At 69.5% G+C, this 23,685-nt stretch carries 22 protein-coding genes and 2 riboswitches; of the genes, 5 read left to right on the top strand and 17 right to left on the bottom strand.

What is annotated here, in order from left to right; translation table 11 throughout:
• Positions 1 to 3 precede the first annotated feature (3 nt).
• Positions 4 to 993, bottom strand: a complete 990-nt coding sequence (locus ACGFJ7_RS38560) for a LacI family DNA-binding transcriptional regulator (RefSeq protein WP_392646891.1) — start codon at positions 991 to 993, stop codon at positions 4 to 6.
• A gap of 72 nt (positions 994 to 1,065) precedes the next feature.
• Between ACGFJ7_RS38560 and ACGFJ7_RS38565 the strand changes: the two genes are divergently transcribed.
• Positions 1,066 to 2,304: an MFS transporter gene (locus tag ACGFJ7_RS38565; RefSeq protein WP_360246381.1), complete on the top strand. Its 1,239-nt coding sequence runs from the start codon at positions 1,066 to 1,068 to the stop codon at positions 2,302 to 2,304.
• Positions 2,305 to 2,345: 41 nt separating this feature from the next.
• Here the strand turns inward: ACGFJ7_RS38565 and ACGFJ7_RS38570 are convergent, their stop codons facing one another.
• Together ACGFJ7_RS38570 and ACGFJ7_RS38575 are read right to left on the bottom strand one after the other, a co-directional pair.
• Positions 2,346 to 2,696, bottom strand: coding sequence for an Atu4866 domain-containing protein (locus ACGFJ7_RS38570; protein ID WP_392646893.1), 351 nt, complete (start codon positions 2,694 to 2,696; stop codon positions 2,346 to 2,348).
• Between the two features lie 65 nt (positions 2,697 to 2,761).
• Positions 2,762 to 3,364 (bottom strand): TetR/AcrR family transcriptional regulator, encoded by a 603-nt coding sequence (locus ACGFJ7_RS38575; protein ID WP_360246548.1) that lies wholly within the window; start codon positions 3,362 to 3,364, stop codon positions 2,762 to 2,764.
• Positions 3,365 to 3,541: 177 nt separating this feature from the next.
• Here ACGFJ7_RS38575 and ACGFJ7_RS38580 point away from each other — a divergent pair, with 177 nt between their 5' ends.
• Positions 3,542 to 4,438 carry an ABC transporter permease gene (locus tag ACGFJ7_RS38580; RefSeq protein WP_360246385.1) on the top strand — a complete coding sequence of 299 codons (897 nt, stop codon included), beginning with the start codon at positions 3,542 to 3,544 and terminating at the stop codon, positions 4,436 to 4,438.
• Positions 4,431 to 5,204: an ABC transporter ATP-binding protein gene (locus ACGFJ7_RS38585; protein ID WP_360246387.1), complete on the top strand. Its 774-nt coding sequence runs from the start codon at positions 4,431 to 4,433 to the stop codon at positions 5,202 to 5,204. The genes ACGFJ7_RS38580 and ACGFJ7_RS38585 overlap by 8 nt, the downstream gene beginning before the upstream one ends.
• Positions 5,205 to 5,339: 135 nt before the next feature.
• On the opposite strand, the gene ACGFJ7_RS38590 is transcribed toward ACGFJ7_RS38585, so the two are convergent.
• Complete coding sequence (locus tag ACGFJ7_RS38590) at positions 5,340 to 6,404, bottom strand: hypothetical protein (RefSeq protein ID WP_360246389.1); 1,065 nt, start codon at positions 6,402 to 6,404, stop codon at positions 5,340 to 5,342.
• Between the two features lie 3 nt (positions 6,405 to 6,407).
• A riboswitch (cyclic di-AMP (ydaO/yuaA leader) is annotated at positions 6,408 to 6,541 on the bottom strand.
• 210 nt (positions 6,542 to 6,751) lie between these two features.
• Positions 6,752 to 6,887: riboswitch (cyclic di-AMP (ydaO/yuaA leader) on the top strand.
• Between the two features lie 3 nt (positions 6,888 to 6,890).
• Between ACGFJ7_RS38590 and ACGFJ7_RS38595 the strand changes: the two genes are divergently transcribed.
• On the top strand, positions 6,891 to 7,919 hold the full coding sequence (locus tag ACGFJ7_RS38595) for a hypothetical protein (RefSeq protein WP_360246391.1): 1,029 nt from the start codon (positions 6,891 to 6,893) through the stop codon (positions 7,917 to 7,919).
• Positions 7,920 to 7,965: 46 nt separating this feature from the next.
• Here ACGFJ7_RS38595 and ACGFJ7_RS38600 read toward each other — a convergent pair whose 3' ends face one another.
• The 6 genes from ACGFJ7_RS38600 to ACGFJ7_RS38625 all read right to left on the bottom strand — a co-directional run bounded on the left by ACGFJ7_RS38600 (position 7,966) and on the right by ACGFJ7_RS38625 (position 17,227).
• Positions 7,966 to 10,329, bottom strand: a complete 2,364-nt coding sequence (locus ACGFJ7_RS38600) for a glycoside hydrolase family 65 protein (protein ID WP_360246393.1) — start codon at positions 10,327 to 10,329, stop codon at positions 7,966 to 7,968.
• Between the two features lie 55 nt (positions 10,330 to 10,384).
• Positions 10,385 to 11,125, bottom strand: coding sequence for a beta-phosphoglucomutase family hydrolase (locus ACGFJ7_RS38605; protein ID WP_360246395.1), 741 nt, complete (start codon positions 11,123 to 11,125; stop codon positions 10,385 to 10,387).
• Positions 11,126 to 11,203: 78 nt separating this feature from the next.
• Positions 11,204 to 11,626 carry an ATP-binding protein gene (locus ACGFJ7_RS38610; protein ID WP_392646897.1) on the bottom strand — a complete coding sequence of 141 codons (423 nt, stop codon included), beginning with the start codon at positions 11,624 to 11,626 and terminating at the stop codon, positions 11,204 to 11,206.
• A gap of 112 nt (positions 11,627 to 11,738) precedes the next feature.
• Positions 11,739 to 13,037, bottom strand: a complete 1,299-nt coding sequence (locus ACGFJ7_RS38615) for an ATP-binding cassette domain-containing protein (protein ID WP_360246399.1) — start codon at positions 13,035 to 13,037, stop codon at positions 11,739 to 11,741.
• A 132-nt stretch (positions 13,038 to 13,169) separates the two neighbouring features.
• Positions 13,170 to 15,338, bottom strand: a complete 2,169-nt coding sequence (locus ACGFJ7_RS38620; protein WP_360246401.1) for a bifunctional glycosyltransferase family 2 protein/CDP-glycerol:glycerophosphate glycerophosphotransferase — start codon at positions 15,336 to 15,338, stop codon at positions 13,170 to 13,172.
• Entirely contained in the window at positions 15,335 to 17,227 is a 1,893-nt protein-coding gene (locus ACGFJ7_RS38625) for a CDP-alcohol phosphatidyltransferase family protein (RefSeq protein ID WP_392646898.1), read from the bottom strand. The genes ACGFJ7_RS38620 and ACGFJ7_RS38625 overlap by 4 nt, the downstream gene beginning before the upstream one ends.
• A 269-nt stretch (positions 17,228 to 17,496) precedes the next feature.
• Here ACGFJ7_RS38625 and ACGFJ7_RS38630 point away from each other — a divergent pair, with 269 nt between their 5' ends.
• On the top strand, positions 17,497 to 17,679 hold the full coding sequence (locus tag ACGFJ7_RS38630) for a PspC domain-containing protein (RefSeq protein WP_360246405.1): 183 nt from the start codon (positions 17,497 to 17,499) through the stop codon (positions 17,677 to 17,679).
• 140 nt (positions 17,680 to 17,819) lie between these two features.
• Here the strand turns inward: ACGFJ7_RS38630 and ACGFJ7_RS38635 are convergent, their stop codons facing one another.
• Genes ACGFJ7_RS38635 through pdxH form a run of 7 tightly spaced genes read right to left on the bottom strand, consistent with a single transcriptional unit; the run spans position 17,820 to position 23,646 of the window.
• The gene (locus ACGFJ7_RS38635) at positions 17,820 to 18,572 is read right to left on the bottom strand and encodes a DUF4230 domain-containing protein (RefSeq protein ID WP_392646901.1); all 753 of its coding nucleotides are present in this window, start codon (positions 18,570 to 18,572) and stop codon (positions 17,820 to 17,822) included.
• A 42-nt stretch (positions 18,573 to 18,614) separates the two neighbouring features.
• Entirely contained in the window at positions 18,615 to 19,778 is a 1,164-nt protein-coding gene (locus tag ACGFJ7_RS38640; RefSeq protein ID WP_360246550.1) for an acyl-CoA dehydrogenase family protein, read from the bottom strand.
• 24 nt (positions 19,779 to 19,802) lie between these two features.
• Positions 19,803 to 20,099, bottom strand: a complete 297-nt coding sequence (locus ACGFJ7_RS38645) for a type II toxin-antitoxin system VapB family antitoxin (protein ID WP_089296050.1) — start codon at positions 20,097 to 20,099, stop codon at positions 19,803 to 19,805.
• 47 nt (positions 20,100 to 20,146) lie between these two features.
• Positions 20,147 to 20,773 carry a nitroreductase family protein gene (locus ACGFJ7_RS38650; protein WP_360246409.1) on the bottom strand — a complete coding sequence of 209 codons (627 nt, stop codon included), beginning with the start codon at positions 20,771 to 20,773 and terminating at the stop codon, positions 20,147 to 20,149.
• Entirely contained in the window at positions 20,773 to 21,693 is a 921-nt protein-coding gene (locus tag ACGFJ7_RS38655) for an aldose 1-epimerase family protein (protein ID WP_360246411.1), read from the bottom strand. The genes ACGFJ7_RS38650 and ACGFJ7_RS38655 overlap by 1 nt, the downstream gene beginning before the upstream one ends.
• Positions 21,694 to 21,703: 10 nt before the next feature.
• Positions 21,704 to 23,023, bottom strand: coding sequence for an MFS transporter (locus tag ACGFJ7_RS38660; RefSeq protein WP_360246413.1), 1,320 nt, complete (start codon positions 23,021 to 23,023; stop codon positions 21,704 to 21,706).
• Entirely contained in the window at positions 23,020 to 23,646 is a 627-nt protein-coding gene (pdxH, locus tag ACGFJ7_RS38665) for a pyridoxamine 5'-phosphate oxidase (protein ID WP_360246552.1), read from the bottom strand. Before pdxH ends, ACGFJ7_RS38660 begins: the two co-directional genes overlap by 4 nt.
• Between the last annotated feature and the right edge of the window lie 39 nt (positions 23,647 to 23,685).

The raw sequence follows: 23,685 nt of genomic DNA on the forward strand, positions 1-23,685 counted from the left end.
AACTTAGTCGAGCTGCCCGGTGGTCCCCCGAATGATCAACCGGGGCGGGATCACCACCTCGCGGTTGGCCACGGCCGCGCCGTCGATCCGCTCGACCGCCCGGGCCACCGCCAGCGTCGTCATGGTCTCGATGTCCTGGGCCACGGTGGTCAGGTCGATGTGGGCCATGCTGCTGAAACTGCTGTCGTCGTACCCGACCACGCTGATGTCCCCCGGCACGGCCAGCCCTTCACGGCGCAGCACGTCGAGCAGCCCGGCCGCGCTGAGATCGTTGAAGACGGTCACCGCCGTCGGCGGGGCGGTCAGCAGCTCCCGCGCCGCCCGGGCGCCGTCCTCCTCGCCCGGCCCACCACCGACGACCCTGATGTACGCCTCGAGGCCGTGCCGCCGCATCGCCTCGCGGTAGCCCTTCTGCCGGTCGGCCGAGCTCGGCTGATGCTTGCCACCGTCGACGTGCGCGATCCGGCTGTGCCCGAGCGCCACCAGATGGTCGACGGCCAGGTGAAGCCCGCGGGCGTCGTCGGTGCGCACCACGTCGACCTGGCGCTGCCGCACCGAGCGCATCATGGCCACTACCGGCAGCCGCCCGGCCAGGGTGGCCAGCTCGGCCGACGGGATCAGCGGCCCGAGCAGCACCAGGGCCGCGCACCGGTCCTGCAGAAGCCCGGCGATGGCCGCCCGCTCGTCGCGCCGGGGCGTGATGGCGCTGAGCGTCAGCTCGTAGCCGACCCGCTCGGCCGCGTCGTAGAGCCCGGTCAGCAGATCGTCGTGGAACGGGTGGGCGACGCCGAAGACGACCCCGAGCAGCCGGCTCTGCCCGCTGCGCAGCAGGCGGGCCCGGTTGTCGGGCTGGTAGTCGAGCCGGCGGGCGACCTCGAGCACCCGGGCCCGGGTGGCCGCGCTGGCACCGGGCGCGTCCCGCATCACGATCGACACCAGCGCCACCGAGACTCCCGCCTCGGCGGCGACGTCGGCCAGCGTGGTCCGGCTCATGGCCGGAACTTTACCTGTGACGACTAGAACGTTCTAAAGCCACGGCTACTAGAACGTTCTAGAGTCGATCACGTGGAACACCTGACCTCCGGCCGCCGCTGGGCGGCCCTGCTCGCCCTCGCCCTGGGCGGCTTCGGCCTCGGCCTCACCGAGTTCGTCGCCATGGGCCTGCTGCCCAACCTCGCGCAGGACCTGCTGCCCACCGAGTACGCGCACTCCGCACCGGACGCGGTGGCCAAGGCAGGCTGGATGATCTCGATCTACGCGCTGGGCGTGGTCGCCGGCGCACCCACGATCGCCGCCCTCACCGCCCGATGGCCGCGCCGCCGCCTGGTCGTCGCCCTGCTCGGCCTCTTCGTCGTCGGCACGGTGGCCTCCGCGCTCGCGCCCACCTTCGAACTCGTCCTGGCCGGCCGGTTCGTGGCCGCACTGGCCCACGGCGCCTACTTCGGCGCGGCCGGCCTGCTCGCCGCGGCCATGCTCGGCCCCGGCAGCGAAGGCAAAGGCTTCGCCCTGGTCCTCGGCGGCCTCACCGCGGCCAACGTCTTCGGCGTGCCCCTGATCACCGGCCTGGGCCAGGCCGCCGGCTGGCGCGCCGCCTACCTGGCCGTGGCCGGCGTCTTCGCCCTCACCCTGCTCGCCGTCCTGGCCACCGTCCCGGAGATCCCGGCCAACCCGGGCGGCTCACCCCGCTCCGAACTGGCCGCCTTCCGCTCACCGCAGGTCTGGCTGGCCGCCGCCGTCGCGGCCATCGGCTTCGGCGGTTTCTTCGCGGTGAACAGCTACATCGCCCCGGTCACCACCCACGTCACGGGCCTCTCCGAGTCGGCTGTCCCGTGGGTGCTGGCCGTGATGGGCGTCGGCATGACCGTCGGCAACGCGGTCGGCGGCGTAGCGGCCGACAAAAACCTCAGGCGCAGCGTCCTGCTCGGCTTCACCGCGATGATCGCCACCATCGCCCTGTTCGGCCTCGTCTCCCGTCACCCGGCCGGGTTGTTCCTGGGCGCTTTCCTGGTCGGCGCGGCCAGCCTGTTCATCGGCCCGGCCCTGCAGGCCCGCCTCATCGCCGTCGCACCGGGCGCCCAGCTGATGGGCGCCGCGGTCAACCAGTCCGCCTCAAACGTCGCCAACAGCGCGGGCGCGGCCCTGGGCGGCGCGGTCATCGCGGCCGGCTGGGGTTACCTGTCCTCGGCCTGGATCGGAGTGCTGCTCGCCTTGACGGGGCTGGCGCTTGCCGCGGTGAGCTTCCGCATGGACCCGGGCATCCCCGCCGAGGAGCCGGAACGCCAGCCGGAGCCTGCCGCCGCTTAAGCCCCGGCCCAGCACTAACGCAGCCTGTGGACAACCAGCGGTCAGGCTGGACCGAGGCGATGCCCCGCCATCTCCAGCACTCCCTGGCCCACTGTCACCGGCGTCTTCAGGCCCGAATCATCCCGCAATGTGAGAGTTGAGCCGTCCAGCCGGTAGGTGCCGTGTGCCGGCTTCTTGCGCCCGGCCACCGTCCCCGCGTACGTGCCGTCGGTCCTGATGTCCAGGCGGACGCTTCCGTCGGCGCTGCGCCAGGAGCCGACCGGGTCGGTTGCCCGGGGTGGGGCCACACCGAGCGGGCCGTCGCCCGCCTTCAGCTCGCGCATCGCGATGGCGAGCAGGGCGGCCGTGTCCAGGACGGTCAGGTCGAGGTGAGGTTCGGCGTGGTGGCGCATCGCGGCTCCGGGGTGGGGGGCGGGGTCCCCTACCTTCGGCGACGGGCCGCCGGATCGGAGCTTTTTCAGGCCGCCGTCGACTTCAGAGCGGCCGTGACGGCCGTCGTGAGCTTGTCGAGGTAGTCGTCCGGCATCGGGGAGCGGGAGACCGCCAGGCGCCAGTACAGCGGGCCGAGGATCATGTCGACGGCGATTTCGGGGTCGGTGCCTTCGGGCAGTTCGCCGCGGGCGATGGCCTGGCCGACCAGTTTGTCGCCGACCGCCTGCTGGTGGGTGTGCAGCGCCGTCTGGAGGGTTTCGGCGATCTGCGGGTTGCGGGCCGCCTCGGCCATCAGGTCGGGGATGATCTGCGACGCGATGCGGTGCTGGAGGGCCCGGTGAACGATCATCATGATCAGTTGTAGGTCGCCGGCGAAGCTTCCGGTGTCGGGCAGGGGGACACTGCGGCCCGCGACATCGGAAACAATCTCGAGGACCATCTCGAGTTTGTTGCCCCATCGGCGGTAGATTGCCGTTTTGCCCACCCCGGCGCGGCGCGCCACGGCTTCGATGGAGAGCCTGCCGTAACCGACCTCGGCCAGCTCGTTCATCACGGCGTTGCGAATCGCTACGGTGATGTCGCCTCTGAGTACAGCCGCTCCGGCTGGTGCGCGCTTTCCTGTTGCCACCCGGTCACTATACGCCAGGACGTAACGGTTGCGTTCCGCCGTTCGGTCGGCTAACCTTCCGCACGTCGATACGAAGGCGTTCCATCGACGGCGGCTTGACATGCTGCTTAAGTGTTCTCGCGCAAAGTTCCAGGGCCCGGCATCCCTCACGGGCCGACGAGATCGGAGCACCACCCCATGGCTCAGACGGCGGTCGCCGATTCCGAGACCGGGCAATCGCTCAAGGAGCTGGCCCGGCGGAACGGCTTGACGGCGGCCGGGCGACTCCCCGGCATAGCCGAGTACACGCGGCACCTCTGGTCCTACCGGCATTTCATCGCGGCGTTCGCCAACGCCAAGGTGAGCGCCTCGCTGGGCACGACCAAGCTGGGCTCGATCTGGCAGGTACTGACGCCGCTGATCAACGCCGGCGTCTACTACGTGATCTTCGGTCTCCTGCTCAACACCAAGCAGGACACCAACAACTTCATCGCGTACCTGTGCGCCGGTGTCTTCATCTTCGGATTCACCCAATCGGTGGTCCAGGCCGGCGCGATGTCGATCACCTCGAACATCAACCTGATCCGGGCGCTGCACTTCCCCCGGGCCAGCCTGCCGATCGCGATCTCGCTGGTCGAGGTCCGCAACATGATCGCCTCGGTCGCCGTGCTGGTCGCGATCATCCTGATCACCGGCGAGCCGATCACCGTGGAGTGGCTGCTGGTCATCCCGGCCCTGGTGCTTCAGTCGATCTTCAACGCGGGACTGGCGCTGTTCGTGTCCCGGCTCTGCGCGAAGGTCACCGACATCCGGCAGCTGATTCCCTACATCATGCGGATCTGGATGTACGGCTCCGCCGTCCTCTACCCGGTCACGTTCTTCTCCGACCGTCTCAGCGGCTGGCAGCTCGCCCTGGTCGAAGCCAACCCGATGCTCGTCTTCATCGAGCTGATCCGGCACGCCCTGATGGAGAACGTGACGCTGGCCTCCTCGCCGCTGCGTCTCTGGGCGTACGCGGTGGTCTGGACGGTCTTCGTGGGCATCGGCGGGTACGTGTACTTCTGGCGCGGAGAGAAAGGCTACGGCCGTGGCTGACGAACGGGTTCCTACGGTCATCGCGGACGACGCGCACATCGTCTACCGCATCTACGGCTCGGTGGCGCCGGGCGCGAACAGCCCGCTGGCCAGCTTCAAGCGGATCGTGACGGGCAAGAAGAGCGGGGCCGTGCGCGAGGTGCACGCGGTCAAGGGCGTCAGCTTCGTCGCCTACCGGGGCGAGGCGATCGGCCTGATCGGCACCAACGGTTCCGGCAAGTCGACGCTGCTGCGGGCGATCGCCGGCCTGCTGCCGGTCGAGCGCGGCGGGGCGATCTACGCCGCCGGTCAGCCCTCGCTGCTGGGCGTGAACGCGGTGCTGATGAACGACCTTTCCGGGGTACGCAACGTGGAGCTCGGCTGCCTGGCCATGGGCATGACGCCGGCCCAGGTCAAGGAGCGTACGGCCGAGATCATCGAGTTCTCCGGCATCGACGAGCGGGGCGACTTCAGCTCCCTGCCGATGAAGACGTACTCGTCCGGCATGGCGGCCCGGCTGCGCTTCTCGATCGCCGCCGCCAAGAAGCACGACGTGCTGCTGATCGACGAGGCGCTGGCCACCGGTGACGCGAAATTCCGCAAGCGCAGCGAGCAGCGGGTGCGCGACCTGCGTCAGGAGGCCGGCACGGTCTTCCTGGTGAGCCACAGCGAGCAGTCGATCCGCGACACCTGCGAGCGGTCGATCTGGCTCGAGTCGGGCGTGATCCGCGCCGACGGCCCGACTGACGACGTCATGAAGGAGTACGAGACCTTCGTACGGAAGTAGCCCGAAAACACCGCGATCGCCGCCGATGAGATGGGGCTCGGTTTTTCGACGGCCGCGGGGTTTGCGGACGGCGGAAAATCGCGCCCCATCTCATCGGTTACAAGGCGATCGCCCGCGGAGCGAAGCGGAGCCATGTCATCGCATCGAGAGATGCACGTGGTTCGTGTGGTCGCTGGAAGGGTCGCCGTTTCCTCTGGTGTACGCCTTCCAGCCACTACTGGGTAGCCAGATCCGCTCGAACCAGATGACGTACAGAACGCCCAGCCGGTCCGCGTTGTTGATGAAGTAGTTCGCGAGGTTGGTGCCGTACGTCTTGCTGGCGCCCGTGGCGACGCCGCCGAAGCCGTCCTTGTCGGCGGCGAAGTCGCAGGCCTTGCCCTTGGGATGCTCACCGCTGTTCTGCTCGCGGAAGCAGGCGACATAACGGGTGAAGCCGTCCGCTTGCGCTTGCTTGAGGGCATTGAGCGTCCGAGGACTCAGGCACCCGCTCGTGGTGGGATCAGGCTCGGAGCAGCTCTCGGAGGGCAGCGAGCCGTCGGAGTCGCGCGGCGCCGCGCCCGCCTTCTGCTTGCTGGAGGAGCTGACGGCCTTGTCGCCGGCCTGCGGCGCGTCCTGACCGGTCTTGTCGTTCCCGCCGGTGTTGGCGGCCTTCAGAGCGGCCTCGGCCTGCACCTTGCGCTTGGCCATGAGCGCGACCTGCTTCTGCTCGTTGCGCACCTCGGTGTCGATGGCGACCTTGGCGGCCTGCTGGGCGTCGCGGGTGTTCTTGAGCGCCGCCACCGCCGTGTTCTCCTTGACCGCGATCGTCTCGAGCGTCTCGGCCCGGTCGAGGAAGCCCTCGGACGAGCCACCCGACAGCAGCGCGCTCATCGGGCCGAGGCGCCCGGTGCGGTACGACTGCTGGATGAGCTCGTCCAGTGCCGCCTGCCGCGGGGCGAGCTGCTTGTCGAGCTCCTTGAGCTTGGCCGCCAGTTCGGTCTGGCGCTTGCGCGAGCGGTCCAGCGCCTCCTTGGCCTCGACGAACCCCTTGGAGGCGGCCTCGAGCTGCTGGATGAGGGTCTTGGGGGCGCCCTCGCCGTCGTCGCCCGTGTCGCCCGGCGCGGCCGACGCCGGGCCGGCCACCGCTAACGCGAGACCAAAGATCGCGACGAGCATCGCCATGGTGGCTGCCAGTCGTCGCCGGACAGTCTTCTGCCGCACACCTGTTCCTTCCGTCGGCCGCCGACCGAGTTAGCTGACGGGTTCGGGACGGAAGTTGATCCCTACCGCTGGCGCGGATTCACCCCGGAAAGATTGGTTCCCCGGCTCGTCCGGAAACGATTAGGCGGCGATCCCCGGGGGGTGGGGACCGGCACCGACCATACCGAAGACATCGAACGATCGACAGTTATCGCACGCGAAGCAATTGAATGGCGACGCACAGTAGCCACTATTACTGAATGTCACAGGTGGACTACGCGAATAACGTTTTGCCAGGCCTGAAGCCTCTCTTGTTCTCGGGTAAACTGACCGCCGGTCCGCCTAACCAGGCACCGCCCCCGAGGTGCCGGCGGCCACCGCCCAATCGCCGTGAGGCGAGCCGGGGAACCAGGTCAGTCATGGGGTGCATCCGCGTCAGCGGTAGGGATCGCTTCCGTCCCGAACCCGTCAGCTAACCCGGTCGGCGGTTAACCGGAAGGAACCTGCATGACCGTACGACCCCGCCGGTGGCTGATGCTTGCCCTGGCGCCGATCGTTTCTGTCGCTTTCCTGGCGTCACCCATATCTCCGGCCTACGCCGAGCCCGGCGACGGCACGTCAGCGGCGCCGGACGAGTCGGCCGGCAAACAGAACCTGACTCTCGACGAGCTGATCGAGTCCTCGAACCGCCGATTCGTCCAGGCCAAGGGCGCCGTGGCGAAGTCGACGGCCGCGCAGAAGACTCTCGCCGCCAAGATCAAGACGGCTGAGGCCCGCCGCAACGCGCTGATTCCCGAGGTCAACGCGATCGCCAACCAGCAGTACCGGTTCGGCCAGCTCAACGCGGCCAGCTTCCTGCTGAGCAGCAAGGGCTCGGACGACTTCCTGGCCCGGGCCATGTCGCTCGAGGAGATCAACACCGAGCACGACCGGAAGCTCGGCGAGTTGAACAAGGCGATCGACGAGGTCACGAAGTCCAAGGTGGCACTGGACGCCGAGGTCAAGAAGCAGCAGACCAACCTCGTCGCGATGAAGAAGCAGAAGGAGGCGGCCAGCCAGGCCCTCAACCTGGTCGGCGGCGAAGGCCTCACGCAGGGCCACGTCCTCGCCGAGTCGCCGAAGGCCAAACCCGCGCCGCGCAATTCCGAAGGCGGCTTCTCGCCCGAGTCGTGCACCGTGAAAGATCCGACGACCAGCGGATGCATCACCGCCCGTACATTGAATATGTACAAAGAGACGAAGAAGGCGGGCTTCAACAGGTTCGTGGGCTGTCACCGCGACGGTGGGCCGTTCGAGCACCCGAAGGGCCGGGCCTGCGACTGGTCGTTGCAGAACAGCGGCTTCTCGGTCGCGCACAACGCGGACATGAAGGAGTACGGGAACAACCTGATGGCGTTCCTGGTCCGCAACGCGGACCGGCTCGGCATCTATTACGTGATCTGGTACAAGCAGATCTGGTTCCCCTCGGAAGGCGAGTGGCGCGCCTATCACGGTCCCAGCGACCACACCGACCACGTACACGTGTCGATGCTCTGAGACAGGCGAAAGACGGCCCCCGGGAAACCCCGGGGGCCGTTTTCGGTTAAGCGGTGGCGCGCCGCACCGGGGCGCGCCCGGCGGGCTGGGTCGGCGCCGGGCCGGCCTGGATGGCCGGCGGGTTGGCCACGGTCACCGGCTTGACCTGGGTGACCTCGACCTCCTTGCCGTGGTGCAGCAGCACGAGCCGGGCCGAGCCGCCACCGTTGCGCAGCGAGTACGTGACCTCCTCGGGGGTCACGTTCACCCGCAGGCGCAGGCCCCGCCAGAGCAGAGAGAAGTCCAGCGCGTTGATCCGGCTGGGCAGCCGGGGCGCGAACGACAGCTGGCCGTTGAAGTCGCGCATGCCGCCGAGCCCGGCGACCAGCGAGATCCACGTGCCGGCCAGCGAGGCGATGTGCAGGCCGTCCCGCGAGTTCTGGTGCAGGTCGTGCAGGTCCATCAGGGCGGCCTCGCCCAGATAGTCGTGCGCCAGCTCGAGGTGGCCGGTCTCGGCCGCCATCACGGCCTGGATGCAGGCCGACAGCGACGAGTCGCGGACGGTCCGGGCGTCGTAGTAGGCGAAGTTGCGCGCCTTCTCCTCCGGAGTGAACGCGTCACCGCGGATGTACATCGCCATGACCAGGTCGGCCTGCTTGACCACCTGCTTGCGGTACAGGTCGAAGTACGGGTAGTTCAGCAGTAGCGGGTAGGCCTCGGGCGGGGTGTTCTCGAAGTCCCACTCCTGGAGCCGGGTGAAGCCCTCCGACTGCTGGTGCACGCCGAGTTCCCGGTCGTACGGGATGTGGACCGAGGCCGCCGCGTCCCGCCAGCTCGCCGTCTCCTCGTCGTCGACGCCGAGCTTGCGGGCCAGGTCGGGGTGCCGCTTGGCCGCGTCGGCCGCGGTCAGCAGGTTCTGCTGCGCCAGCAGGTTGGTGTAGATGTTGTCGTCGACCACCGCCGTGTACTCGTCGGGGCCGGTCACCCCGTCGATGTGGAACCGGCCGTGCCGGTCGTGGTGGCCGAGCGAACGCCAGAGCCGGGCCGTCTCGACCAGCAGCTCCAGGCCGTACTCACGCTCGAAGTCGTAGTCGCCGGTGGCCTGCACGTACCGCCGCACGGCGTCGGCGATGTCGGCGCCGATGTGGAAGCCGGCGGTGCCGGCCGGCCAGTACGCCGAGCACTCCTGGCCGCGGATGGTGCGCCACGGGAAGGCGGCGCCCTGCAGGCCGAGGGTCTGCGCGCGCTCCCGGGCCAGATCCAGCGTCGAGTGCCGCCAGCGCAGCACGTCGGCCGCCGCGCCGGGCTGTGTGTACGTCAGCGCGGGCAGGACGAAGGTCTCGGCATCCCAGAACGTGTGGCCGTCGTAGCCGGGGCCGGACAGGCCCTTGGAGCCGATCGGGCGCTGCTCGGCCCGGGCGCCCGCCTGCAGCGTGTGGAACAGGCCGAAGCGGACCGCCTGCTGCACCTCGGGGTCGCCCTCGACGCGGACGTCGGAGTGGTCCCAGAACGCGTCCAGGTATTCGCGCTGGTTGTCGACCAGGCCCTCCCAGCCGTCGAGCCGGGCGCTGGCCAGCGCGGCGCCGACCTGGTCGCGCACGGCCGGCAGCGACCGGTGCGAGGACCAGCCGTAGGCGGCGATCTTCACCACGCGCAGCTTCTGACCCGGCTCCAGCTTGCAGGCCACTGTCGTGCGCAGCCAGTCGGGGTGGCCCTCGGTGGTCACCGCGTGCTTGCCGGGCGTCTCGACCAGGTGCTCCATGGCCGCGGCCATGCGCAGGTCGGAGGCCTTGGTGCGGTGCACCAGCAGGCCGCCGGTGCGCTGCTCGAGGACCTCCTCGGACTGCAGCGGGTGATCGAGCACGGCCGCCACGCGCGGGTCCTTGCTCATCGCCGGCAGCTGCTCGTTGGCGACCAGCTCCGACTGCAGGATCAGCCGGGCCGTGCTGTCGAGCGGCTCCACCTCGTAGAGGAACGCCACGACGGCGCGCTGGGTGAACGACACCAGGCGCACGGTGCGGACCCGGATGGCCTGGCCGGACGGCGAGACCCACTCGACGTTGCGCTCCAGCGTGCCCGCCCGCAGGTCGAGCACGCGCTCGTGCGAGCGCAGCTCGCCGTAACGCACGTCGAACGGCTCGTCGTCGACCAGCAGCCGCATCAGCTTGGCGTTGGTGACGTTGACCATCGTCTGGCCGGACTCCGGGAAGCCGTAGCCGGCCTCGGCGTAGGGCAGCGGGCGGAGCTCGTAGAACGAGTTGAGGTAGGTGCCCGGCAGGCCGTGCGGCTCGCCCTCGTCCAGATTTCCGCGGATCCCGATGTGTCCGTTGCTCAGCGCGAAGACCGACTCGGACTGGGCCAGCAGATCCAGGTCGAGGCGAGTCTCCCGGATGTGCCAAGGGTCGACGGGATATGCCCGTTCACGGATCACGGTGGTGCCTCTCGTACCTATGAGGAAGGAGAAAAGTCTTAATGGAGTACGTGCACTAACGCGTCAGGAGTTCGGACAGATCCGAAACCACAACGTCGGCCCCGTTGTCCAGAAGTGCCTGAGACTGACCCACTCGGTCGACACCGATCACGATGCCGAACGCGCCCGCGCGACCGGCGGCGACGCCGGCCAGGGCGTCCTCGTAGACGGCACAGCTCTTCGGGTCGAGCCCGAGCTGCTTGGCCGCGTACAGGAACGTGTCCGGCGCGGGCTTGCCCGGCAGGCCCTGCTCGCGGGCGGTTACCCCGTCCACGCGTACTTCAATCAGGTCGGCGATGCCGGCCGCCTCGAGGACGTCTTTGCAGTTGGCGCTGGCCGAGACCACAGCACGGCGCAGACCGGCCTGCTGTGCGGCCTTGAGGTACTCCACGGAGCCCTCGTAGACCTGGACGGCGCCTTCTTGGATCTTCTGGAGAACGAGGATGTTCTTACGGTTGCCGAGGCCGTTCACGGTCAGCAGGTCGGGACCGTCGTCCGGGGTGCCCTCGGGCAGGGTGATGCCGCGGGACGCCAGGAACGTGCGGACGCCGTCGGCTCGTGGCCGGCCGTCGACGTACTGGTGGTAGTCGGCGCCGGAGTCGAACGGCACGAATTCCTGATCGTGCTGCGCCGACCACGCCTTCAGAAACGTGTCGAACGTCTGCTTCCACGCAGCATTGTGCACAAGAGCGGTCTGCGTGAGCACGCCGTCAAGATCGAAAAGGCATGCGGTTACGTGAGGAGGTAGTCCGAGCACCGGCCTAATGTAGTCGCACCGCGCCGTCGATGAGCCCGGAAGGGCACCTTCACATTCGTCCGGTGGTTTACACGCTGTTCAAAGTTCGATCCGCAAGCCGATCGTGGTACCGATCGGCCCGGTGGCCACAGTGACTTCGTCGCAGAGCTGATAGGCCAGCCAGATGCCGCGTCCGCCCACCTCATAGGTCTCGGGAACCTCGGGAGCGGACAGGTATCGCGCCGGAATGCCCGAGCCCGAGTCGGTGACCGAGCACCAGGCCGAGTCGCCGGCCGTCCACAGCAGCAGGCGACCGTAGCCACCGGCGTGCAACACGACGTTCGTGACGATCTCGTTGACGGCCAGGATGTAACCCTGAAGCCGGTCGCCGGTCAGCCCCACCCCACGCAACCGCGCTGTCACCTCGTGGCGCACGAGGGCGATCTCGTCCCGGGCGAAACGGCGGTCGAGCAGGTGGCCGGCGGCGCCCGATGGAGGGACGGCTGAGCCCGACGACTCCACGCTCGGAGCCGAACGCACTCTCTGGCCCAATCTCTCCTCCACCGTGGTGCAGCTTACGCGGTGTGCCGCCCCAGTGGCACCACGCGCCGGCGAAACAAAACCCGGAAGGGGACTAGCGCCAACCCACGTCTATGCGTGCGCCTCGGCCGTCGAAGAAGTGCAGGGCGTCCATCCGGACGGCGATGTTGAGCGGGTGGCCGGGAGAGATCGCCGGGTAGGGCGCGAGCCGGACCGCCAGCTCGGCCGTGCGGCGGGAGTGCCGGCCCGGGTCGAGCACATTGTGCGGCTCGGACTCGCGGGTCTGCACCGCGGTGGCGCCCCCGCGCCCGCTGAGCCGGCGCTGGAGGGCCCCGCTGAGCCGCCGGAGGGTGCCCGGCTCCGCCACGTCCTTCGGCGCGGCCGGGCCCAGCTCGTCGATCACGATCGCGGTGGCGCCGATGTCGAGGTAGGCCAGCGACTCGTGCCCGTGGTGCTCGAGGTAGCGGATGCGGCCGCGGAGCACGTCGCCCGGCGTGTCCGGCGCGACCGGGGTGAGCGCCTCGGCCCGCAGGCCGACCACGATCCGCTCGCCGTGGTAGTGCGCCACCGCCCGGCTGCGGATGTCGTTCCAGGGCAGATACAGCGCCTGCTCGCCGAAGTTGAGCTCGATGTAGCGCTCGAGGTGCACGAAGACCGAGGCCTCGAGCAGGTTCATCCGGGGCGAGCCGAGGAACGCGGCGACGTAGAGGGTGGCCGGGCGGCCGTACACCTCGGTGGGCGTGCCGACGTCCTGGAGCACCCCCTTGCGCATGATCGCGACCCGGTCGGCCATGGTGAGCGCCTCGGCCTGGTCGTGCGTCACGTACATGGTGGTGACGCCCAGCTCACGGGTGAGGCCGGTGATCTCGGCGCGCAGCTCGGCCCGGAGGCCGCTGTCGAGGTTGGACAGCGGCTCGTCCATGAGGAACAGGCCGGGGCGGCGCACGATCGCACGGCCCATGGCCACCCGCTGACGCTGGCCACCGGAGAGCTGGCTCGGCTTGCGCCGCAGGACGTCCCCTATACCGAGGGCCGACGCCACGTCACCCACCCGCTCGCCGCGAGGACTCGGCTCCACACCGGACAATTTGAGGGGAAACCCAATATTGTCGCCAACAGTCATGTGCGGATATAGCGCGAAATCCTGGAAAACCATGGCAATGCTGCGATCGCGCGGCGCCAATTCGAGGACCGGGTCGCCGTTGAGCAGGATGTCCCCTTCGGAGGGATCCTCCAGGCCGGCGATCATCCGAAGGACCGTGGACTTGCCGCAGCCCGACGGGCCGAGCATGACCAGGAATTCACCGTCGTCGACGTCGAGACTCAGGTGGTCCACGGCCACCGTGCCGTCGGGCCAGACCTTGGTGACGTCTTTGAGCGAGACGGTCGACACCGCCTACCTCCCCTACCGGGCGCATAAGTGTGATCCCGGTCCCACTACGGTCCGCGACCCGCCCTATTCGACGAGGAGTATCGATGTAACGCCATCGGGTGAACGTGCCATTTGCTGAGGGTAACTACGCGATTACCGGTTTTCATCCAGAAATACCCGGCGAACGACGCGTTCCGCCGCATGTCCGTCGTCCAGATAGGAGAAGCGCGCGCGGAAGGCCGCCCGTGCGGCCGTGGCTGAATCGTCCGCGTACGACCGGGAAGTAAGGATTTCCACCAGAGCGTGATAGTCGGTGGCCACCGCGCCCGGCGGCTGGGCCAGCAGGTCGAAATAGGTGCCCCGCAGCTCGCGGTACACCTGCCAGTCGGGCGCGTAGATGACCACCGGCCGGTCCAGGACGGCGTAGTCGAACATCGCCGACGAGTAGTCGGTGAGCAGCACGTCCGCCGCCAGATAGAGATCCTCGACCACGGGATGACCGGAGACGTCCATGATCCGGCCACCGTCCGACGGCGCCTGCCCGCTCACCTCGGCCGGCACGTGGAAGTAGTGCTCCCGCACCAGCAGCACGGTGTCGGAGCCGAGCTCGGCGGCGAGCCGCTCGACCTCGAGCACGTGGCTGCCCGCGGGCAGCCACTCCCGGTGCGTCGGCATGTAGAGCACGACCCGGCTGCCGGGAGCGATGCCGAGCCGGTCGCGCATCGCCGCCACCTCGGCCGGGGTGGCCCGGGCCAGCCGGTCGTTGCGCGGGTAGCCCACCTCGAGCGTCTCGAAATCGCACGGGTACGCCGAGTCCCACGCGACAGTGGTGTGCGCGTTCGCGGTCACGCTGAAGTCCCAGCGGTCGGCGCGGCGCATCTGACCGGCGAAGTCGTGGTCGGTCACCGCGGCCGGATGGTCGAGCTGGTCCATCCCCATCATCTTGAGCGGCGTGCCGTGGTGGGTCATCACGTGCGTGGTCCCCCGCCGCTTCACCATGCGGTGCGGCCAGTTCACGTTGTTCACCAGGTAGCGGGCCCGGGCCAGCGCCTTGTAGTACGGCAGGGTGCCGGCCACCACGTGCGGCGTGCCGGGCGGCAGCGCGGCCTCACGGGCGTGACCGACCACCCAGACCTGCCGCAGGTGCGGCGCCAGCTCGGCCGCCTTCTCGGCGATCGCGGCCGGGTTGCAGCTGACCCCGCGGAACCAGTAAGCCGCGTACAGCGCCAGCGACTGATCCACCGGCAACCGCAACTGGAGCTGGTAGTAGAGGCGCCCGAACGCCTGCCGCGACCGCCGGCCGACATAGCCGGTCGCGCCGCGGGCCACCCGCTGACCACGGCGCGCCGTCTTGACCGAGGATTCGAAGAGCTTGAAGGCGCCGTACGAGCCACGGGCGACCAGTTTGTAGCGCACCCCCTCGCCGCCGGAGGGCATCGGGTAGCCGGCGGGCGGCAGGTACTTGCGGTACATCTCGTTCATCCGCGCGAAGAACCGTGCCCGCGAGCCTCGCGGCACCCGGGCATCGTGCCGCAGCACGGCCAGGAAGTGCCAGATCATCCGGCGGAAGAGCAGGCCGCGCACCTCGTCGCTGGGCGACGCGTACTCGCCGCACAGGGCCAGCGCGTGCTCCCAGTGGCCGAAGACCTCGAAATGCCGGTCGTCCTTGGTCCGGGTGATCGCCCCGGTACGCCGCTGCCGGTAGTGCACGCAGGTCCGGGGCAGCGCGCTGATCCGTGGGGCGGCGAGCATCACCGGGAAGCTGAACGACACATCCTCGTACCACCCGGCCTCGAAGACGAACCCGAGCCGCAGCAGGAAGTCCCGGCGCACGACCTTGTTCCAGGCCACGTGCAGGATCTCGAGGACCTGGGGCCACTCCTCGACCGAGAAGACCTTGGGCGCGGCCGACAGCTTCTTGGTGGCCGAGCCGGTCTGCACGCGGCCGTCCCAGTAGACCCGGTCCCAGCCGACGAGCAGCACGTCGGCGTCGGTCGAGCGCAGCCGAGCGGCGACCGCGGCCAGCGAGCCCATCGACAGCCAGTCGTCGGAGTCGACGAACCAGACGTACTCACCGGTGGCGTGCTCGAGGCCGAGGTTGCGGGCCCGGCCCAGGCCGAGGTTCTCCGGCGCGGTCACCACCCGGACGCGGGGGTCCCGCGCCGCGTACTCGGCCAGGATGGCGCCGCTGTTGTCCGGCGAGCGGTCGTCGACCGCGACGATCTCGAAGTCGGTGAACGACTGGCTCAGCATGGAGTCCAGGCATTGCCGCAGGTAACCCTGCACCTTGTAGACCGGTACGACGATGCTCAGCAGTGTCACGGGCGGGTGCCACCTGTCCGCCAGTCGGCGATCGCGTTGATCAGGAACGAGCCGCCGACCAGCGCGGCCAGCACAGCGGCGCCGGCGGTGCCGAGGCCGGCCAGCGCGGCGGCGGTCAGAAGCACGACACGGCCGTCCCAGCCGAGCAGGGCGCCGCGGGCCTTACCGGCGGGCGCGCCCTTCTCCATCCGGGCCACCAGGTCGTAGTGCCTCAGGGTGAGCGTGAAGATCAGCAGGTAGGTGACCGGCGTGGGTACGTCGCCGGCGATGCCGGCCGCGACCACCATCAGGTACTCGGCGGCGCGCAGCCCGGCCGGGATCAGCCAGTCGAGCGGACCGCCGTGCCGCGCCCGGGCCGGAAGCCCGGCCGCCAGGACCAGCAGCGCGGCCACCGCCAGCAGGACCTTGGACGGATCACCGGCCAGGAAGACGATCACGGCGGCCAGCGCCACGACCGCGGCCAGCGCCGCGAAGATCAGCGGCGCGGGCAGCCCGGCCCGGCTGATCACTTCACGGACGAGGAGACCGTCGTCGCGGAATCGGCCCGTGTCCACTTTGTCGAGGACGCCGACGCGCATGGAGAAGGCCCGCAAAGACCTCAGAGCCAGGGTGTACGCCAGGGCGAGCACCCCCCAGGCGAGCATGCCGGCCAGCGCGATCCGCCCGTTGGTGAAGATCGCCAGAACGGCGAGCAGCGCCCACCGCTCGCCGATCGGGAAGACCACGATCCGCTTCAGCCAGTACGCCAGGGACCCCGTGTCGCCCTGCACCTTGGTCGAGGCGGCGGTCAGCCGGGCCCCGACCCCGCTCGCGGCCCGCGGCTTCGGATGGGCGGCGGCCTCGTCGTGCAGGGCGCCGTACCAGGCGTCGGTCATGTGCCGGACGGTCTGCAGCACGATCGCGGCGATGGCGAGCGGCCACGCGTACGGCAGGCCGATCCGCTCGGCGCCGGCGGCGAGACCGGCGTAGGCGACGTATTCCTTGGCCCGGTCGGCCATCGTGTCGAGCCAGCCGCCGAAGGCGCCGAACTGACGCGTGTAGCGGGCGAGCTGCCCGTCGACGCAGTCGAGCACGAAGCTCAGATAGATCAGAACGCCGCCGGCGATCATCGCGGGCCGGGAGGCCTGCCAGAAGCCGAGCGCGGCGGCGACGGCGAGCAGCACGGAGAGCCCGGTGACGGCACTCGGCGTGAGTCTGAGTCGCGCGGCGGCCTTGGTGACGATCGGCGACCAGGTGCTCACGGCGTACGTGGTGAAGAAGTCGTCCTTCTCCTTGACGGCCAGCCGCAGGCGAGCCTTGTCCTCGTCGACCGCGTCGACGGCGGCCCGGGCCGCGGCCAGCTCGGCCTGGTCGTGCACCAGCGCGCCCCGCAGCAGCCGCACCGGGGTGGCCACCGGAACAAGCCCCGCCTCGAGCAGCGCCGGAAGCAGATCGCCGGAGTCGGCGGCCTCGGCCAGCACCGGCAGATCGGCCGGCGCCACACAGATCGCACCGAGATAGCGCACGGTTCCCGGCCCGTCACCAGCCGGCAGCAGTTTGCCCCGGTCCTCCCGCAGGTCTCCGGCGGGATCCGCGATCACCAGCGCGGTGGTCCGCTTGGCCGGCTCGGTGGCCAGCATCCAGAGCAGGCTCGGATGCGCGACGAGATTGTCCTCGCAGACCAGCACCGCCTCACCGGCCGCCTGAGCCCGCCCCACGATCTCGCGAAGCCGCACCCCGGCGCTCATGCTGGAGGCGCCATCGGCGCCCACGTACGCGGTTGCGCCGATCCGCTCGACCTCGGTGGCGCCGGCGGCGCGCAGGGCCGCGGTCAGCTCGTCCGCGAGCCGGGCCGCGTCGGCCGGGTCGAGGCCATTGCCGGGGCCGGTGTGCAGGACAGCCAGCGTCACCGGAGCGTCACCGCTTGCCTCCTCGTCACGGCGTCACGACCACGGCGTGAGCCGGGCGTAACACATCGTCGAACCGCCGCGGCATCACACCGAGGGCCGGAAATCGGCACCCAGGTTAACAGCGGAAGGCGCGGGGGTACGGGTCACCCTTACGGGAGCCGGGCCGCCCATCTCCACCTGCGGACCGAGGGCGCACGGTCACGGCGCCCCTACCGTCGAAGTACGGCCACAGCACAACGCCGAGGCCGTCAGTCAAGGAGGAAGTCATCGTGACTCGCCGACTCGCCCGCCCCCGGAACGACCGCTGGATCGCCGGCGTCTGCTCCGGCCTGGCCCGCCGCTTCGGCCTCTCCGCCGGCGTGGTCCGCCTGATCTTCGTCATCTCCTGCCTGCTGCCCGGCCCGCAGTTCATCGTCTACCTGATCCTGTGGGCCCTGCTCCCCAACGAGTGACCCGGCCGACGCAACGAAACGGCCGCGTGCCGCGTCTGAGGAGATGACCCCCGGCTCGCGGAGGGCCCAGCCCCTCCGCGTGCCGATGACCGCCGGACGCCGTCGACCCCGCCCCCGGGCCGGCGGCGTCCGGTGTTTTCCTACGGACTGTCGAAGGTCACCGTGACGGTCGAGTAACCCAGCCTCGTGAAGAGGCTGCGCAGCATCTGCTCGGTGTTCTGCTTGGCCCGGTCGGACAGCCCGCTCGACTGGGCCGCCTCGGTGATCCGCTGCTGGGCCAGCGCATACACCTTCTGCTGCTTGCCCGGGTCGCTCTTGAAGGCGTCACCGATCCGGTCGAGCAGCCCGCGCTGCTCGGCCACCACGTAGCTCTTCTGCATGTCGAGCGCGGCCGATCCCTGATCCGGCGCCGGCAGCGTGATCGTGACCGTCTTCTTCTCGTTGTCGACGACCAGCGCCTCGTCGGCGAGCTTGCTGAAGTCGACATACTGCTCGACGGTGCCGGACCCGACAAAGAGCGTGCGCCGGTTGATCAGGAAGTCGGGGATGTTCTCCCGGTCCTCCTGGAGGTCGACGATGACCTGGAAGGTGCCGTCGGCCGCCACGTACCGGCTCAGGTCGCGCATCGACTGCAGCAGAACCGGCTGACTGCGGTCGGTGGTGCGGTCGCTGAACGGGTTGTCGAAGCTGGGCAGCACGTTGATCGCGCGCAGCCCCAGGCAGGCCGCCACGAGCAGCGCGAAGACGAACCCGGTGAAGATGAGCAGGCGTGCGAACCCGCTAGGCCGAGAAGGCTGCTCCGGCGGCGCCGGCGGAGTCGACTCCTCGGGGACGGGGGGATATTCCCGCGTGGGCTCGGTGACACCCGGCGAGACGTCCGATGAGTTGGCCATACCCTCACGGTACGAGCCGGGTACGACACTTGCAGTCAACGCTCAGGCGAAAGCGTTCAATCCGGTCAATTTCTGGCCGATCACCAGCTGGTGGATCTCGGAAGTTCCCTCGTAGGTGAGGACACTCTCCAGATTGTTCGCATGGCGCATCACCGGATATTCGCCGCTGATGCCGTTGCCCCCGAGGATGGTCCGGCAGGTGCGGGCGATCGTGATCGCCTCCCGCACGTTGTTGAGCTTGCCGACGCTGACCTGCTCGGGCCGCAGCGCGCCCGACGAGTCGCGCAGCCGGCCCAGATGCAGCGCGAGCAGGAAGCCCTTCTGCAGCTCGAGGGTCATGTCGGCCAGCTTGGCCTGGGTCAGCTGGAAGCCGCCGATCGGGCGGCCGAACTGCTCGCGGGTGGTCGCGTAGTCGAGCGCCACCGACAGGCAGTCGCGGGCCGCGCCCATCGCGCCCCAGATGATGCCGAAACGGGCTTCGGTCAGGCACGAGAGCGGCGCCTTGAGACCGCGCGCCTCGGGGAGGCGGGCGCTGTCCGGCACCCGTACCCCGTCAAGCGTTATCTCGCCCGTGCTGGACGCGCGCAGCGACATCTTGTGCTTGATCTCGCGGGCCGCGAATCCGGGCGTATCGGTCGGCACGGCGAAGCCGACCACGCCCTCCTCGGCCCGGGCCCAGATCACCGCCACGTCGGCCACGGGCGCGTTGGTGATCCACATCTTGCCGCCGTCGAGGATCCAGTCGCCGCCGTCGCGGCGGGCCCGGGTCGCCATGTTGGCCGGGTCGGAGCCGTGGTCGGGCTCGGTGAGGCCGAAGCAGCCGATCAGCTCACCGGCCGCCATGCCCGGCAGCCACCGCTGCTTCTGCTGTTCACTGCCGTGCTTCCAGATGGCGTACATGGCAAGCGAACCCTGCACGCTGACCAGGGAGCGCACCCCCGAATCGGCCGCCTCCAGCTCCATGCAGGCCAGGCCGTACGCCACGGCGGAGGAGCCCGCGCAGCCGTACCCCGTCAGATGCATGCCGAGCAGGCCGAGCTTGCCGAATTCCTGGGCCAGCTCGCGGACCGGCACAGTGCCGCTCTCGTACCAGTCGGCGACGTGCGGGCGTACCCGATCATCAGCCACCCGGCGGCAGAGGGCGCGGATGTCGCGCTCCTCGTCGGAGAGCAACGTATCGACGTCCAGGAGATCCAGCGGAGTCACCATGACCGTCAACCTAGCGGAAAGTCAGCCCTCGACGACCAGCACGCGAGCGTGGATCTGGTTGCGCTGCTGCAGAGCCGCCCGCAGCGCGCGGTGCAGGCCGTCCTCCAGGTAGAGGGCGCCCTTGTACTCCACGACGTGCGGGAAGAGGTCGCCGTAGAACGTCGAATCCTCGGCCAGCAGCTTGTCGAGGGCCAGCTCACGCTTGGTGGTGATGAGATCGGCCAGCCGGATCGGCCGTGGCGGGATCTCGGCCCACGCCTTGAGGGTCGTGTGGTGATCGGGATAGGGGGCACCGTCCCGGACCGCCTTGAAGATCACCCCGGAGCCCCCTTTCTCACCAACAACCTCAGCCTATCCCCACTGCATCAAGCCCATCGGCCATGATGCACCACATCTTCCACCGGACGGTGCCCGCGCTTGAGTGACGGAGACCTCTTGTCGGTTGCCCGATAGCCGACCGTGAGCGTACCGATCGGGGTGTACTCGTCCGGAACCCCGAACGCGTCCTTGACCGCCGGCACCTTCGGCACCGGCACGCCGAAGAAGCACGAGCCGAGCTCCTCGTTGACCGCGCTGAGGTGCATGAGCAGGGCGGCGAAGCCGGTGTCGATGTCCCAGTAGGGCACCGGCCAGTGCTGTTCGCTGCGGTCCGTCCAGCCCTTGTCGGCCTGCGCGTAGCGATCGAGGTAGACCGACTTGTTCGAGAAGCAGACGATGATCACCGGCGCGGTCCGCATCCGGGTCAGCCAGTCGCCCTTCCACGCCTCGTCGGCCGCGGCGTCGCCGAGGTCGCCGTCGGTCGTCGACGACCAGTACAGGTCGCGGTCCTTCTGCTCGGTGAGGACCAGGAAGCCCCAGCCCTGCGAGAAACCGGCGCTGGGCGCGCGCAGACCGTGCTTGACGATCTTGTCCACGATCTCCGGCGCGACCGGGCGGTCGGGGTCGTAGCTGCGCACCATCCGCCGCTTGCGCAGGACGTCTTCGAAGTCCATCAGGCCCGGATCCCCCACGAGGCGGTCCACCGCTCGCCGGGCGCCAGCACGATCAGGTCACGGCCGGTCCGGAACGCGTCGGGCGGGCAGGTCATCGGCTCGATCGCCACCGAGCGGCGGAACCGCTCGCCGTGCAGAGTGTCGCCCGAGAAGACCTGCCAGTACTTGAACTTGTCGTCGGCCCAGACCACGACCTTGGCGTCCGAGTCCGGGTCGGCGATGGTCACCTCGGTGATGCCGTCCGCGCCGTGCTCGATGTCGCCGAAGGTGGTGTCGAGGATCAGGTCGCCGATGCGCCGGGGCTCGTTGAAGTCGTACTCCGTGCCGGCGACCGGGTTGGCGCCGATCGGCAGCAGCCGGCCGTCGGCCACGATCCGGGTCTTGCCCGGCACGTGCAGCAGGATGTCGTCGACGGCGACGCCGGGCAGCTCCAGGTACGGGTGCACGGAGTAGCCCCAGGGCGCGTTGGAGTCGCTGTTGTTGACGACCTCCTGGTCGCAGCGCAGCCCGTCGGCCGACACGGTCCAGGTCGAGCGCAGCGTCAGCCACCACGGGTAGCCGATCTGGGCCGGCAGCTCGAACTGCAGGGTCACCGACGACGCCGTACGGGAAACCTCGGTCCAGCGGGCCCAGTTGACCAGGCCGTGGATGGCGTTGTGCCGGGCCGGCTCGGTCAGCGGGAGCTGGTAGGACTGCTCCTCGAAGGTGTACTTGCCGTCCCGGATCCGGTTGGGCCACGGGGCCAGGATCTGACCGGCCGAGGCCGGGGAGAGCTCGCCGGTCTCGAAGCCGTCCAGCACCTTCACGCCGTTGGCGGAGAAGCCGCGCAGCGTGCCGCCGACCTCCACCACGACGGCGCTGTGCCCGTCGGCCTCGATGGACCACTGAGTGCCGGATTTCGCGGCTACGACGCTTGTCATGGCTTGGACATTATCTGTTCGCGCTTTCCTCGGTGCCGGCCGGCGGCTTGTAACGAATCAGAGCGGGGAAGACCAGGGCCAATACGACCGACAGACCGGCCGCCACGAAGCCGCCGCCGGCCCACGACGCGGTGGTCGACGTGAGGTCGGCGGTGGCCCCCGCGCGCAGGTCGCCCAGGCGCGGGCCGCCGGCCACCACGACGGTGAACACGCCCTGCAGCCGGCCGCGGAGCCGGTCGGGGGCGTAGACCTGCAGGATCGACTGCCGGTAGACCGCGCTGACCAGGTCGGCCGCGCCGCCCACGGCGAGCAGCAGCAGGATCAGCCACAGGCTGTGCGCGAGCCCGGCGAAGCCGATCGCGAGGCCCCAGGCGACCACGGCGGCGACCAGGGCGACACCCTGCCGTTTGACCCGCCCGATCCATCCGGAGAACAGCCCGGCCACGACCGAGCCGATCGCGATCGCGCTGAACAGCCAGCCCACCGCCTGGTCACCGCCGAACCGGTCGGCCGCCACCTCGGGGAACAACGCCCGCGGCATGGCGAAGACCATGGCGATGATGTCGACCGCGAACGACAGCAGCAGCACCGGTTGGGTGATGAGGAACCGCAGGCCGACCAGCACGCCGCGCAGGCCGGCGCTGGGCCGCTCCTCGGTCAGGTCGTGCTCGACCGGCGGGATCGACGGCAGCCGCCAGGTCGCCCAGAACGACACCGTGAACAGCACCGCGTCGACCAGGTAGGCCGCGATGATGCCGCTGTCGGTGGAGGCCGCCGCGAAGATCACGCCGGCCGCGAGCGGGCCGAGGACGCCGCCGGCGGTGGTGGTCGTGTAGGCCAGCGTGTTGGCCGCCGGCACCAGCCCGCCCGGCACGATCCGCGGGATGATCGCCTGCCGGGCCGGCGAGCTGATCGCGAAGCCGGCCGACTGCAACGCGACCAGCGCCAGCAGCAGATAACCGCTGTTCACGTGCAGCAGCGCCTGCGCCAGCAGGCCCAGCGTGGAGATCCAGGCGAGCGTCGAACTGGCCAGCAGCAGCTTGCGCCGGTCGACCACGTCGGCCGCGGCGCCACCCCACAACCCGAAGATCAGCAACGGCACCAGGCCGGCCAGGCCGAGCAGGCCCACCCAGGCCGACGAATGCGTGACGGCGTACATCTCGATCGGCACCGCGACCGAGGTGAACTGGAAACCGAAGAACGAGACCCCGTTTCCGATCCACATCCGCCGATACGCGACGACGCGGAGCGGCCTGAGATCGATGAACCAGGACTTCCGTTCGCGCTCCTCGACGGCCTCCGCGGCCGCTTCGACAGCGTCCTGGCTCAAGGTGCCAACCTTTCCAAAACCCACAGACCTTCTTCGGTACGGCGGTAGCGCAGCCGGTCATGCATGCGGCTGCTCCGCCCCTGCCAGAACTCGACCGTCTCCGGCGACACCCGGAACCCGCCCCAATGCGGGGGCGCCGGCACCTCGCCGTCCTCGAAGCGCTCGGTGACCGCGGCGAGACTGGCGTCGACCGACTCCCGATCGGGCACGACCGTGGACTGCGCGCTCGCCCAGGCACCCAGCTGCGATCCGCGGGGCCGCGACGAAAAGTACTCCTCCGTCTCGGCCCGGCTCACCCGCTCCACCGCACCGACCACGATCACCTGCCGCTGCATGGGAAACCACGGGAAGACCAGGCTCGCGTACGGGTTGGCGGCCAGCTCGGCGCCCTTGCGCGACTCGTAGTTGGTGAAGAACACGAAACCGCGCGTGTCGTACTCCTTGAGGAGGACCGTACGCGCCGACGGGTGACCCGCCGGGGTGGCCGAGGCCACGATCATGGCGTTGGGCTCGGGCAGGCCGAAGCTGGACGCCTCGATGAACCAGGCGCCGAACTGTGTGGTCCAATCGGCGGCCATGCCGGACTCGAGCAACGCCTCGCGCGCGGTGTAGTCCCGCCGCATGCTCGCGGGCGTAGGTTCGACGGTCACGCAACGACCGTA

It is taken from the genome of Actinoplanes sp. NPDC048988 (genome assembly GCF_043197815.1).
Classification (GTDB): Bacteria; Actinomycetota; Actinomycetes; order Mycobacteriales; family Micromonosporaceae; genus Actinoplanes.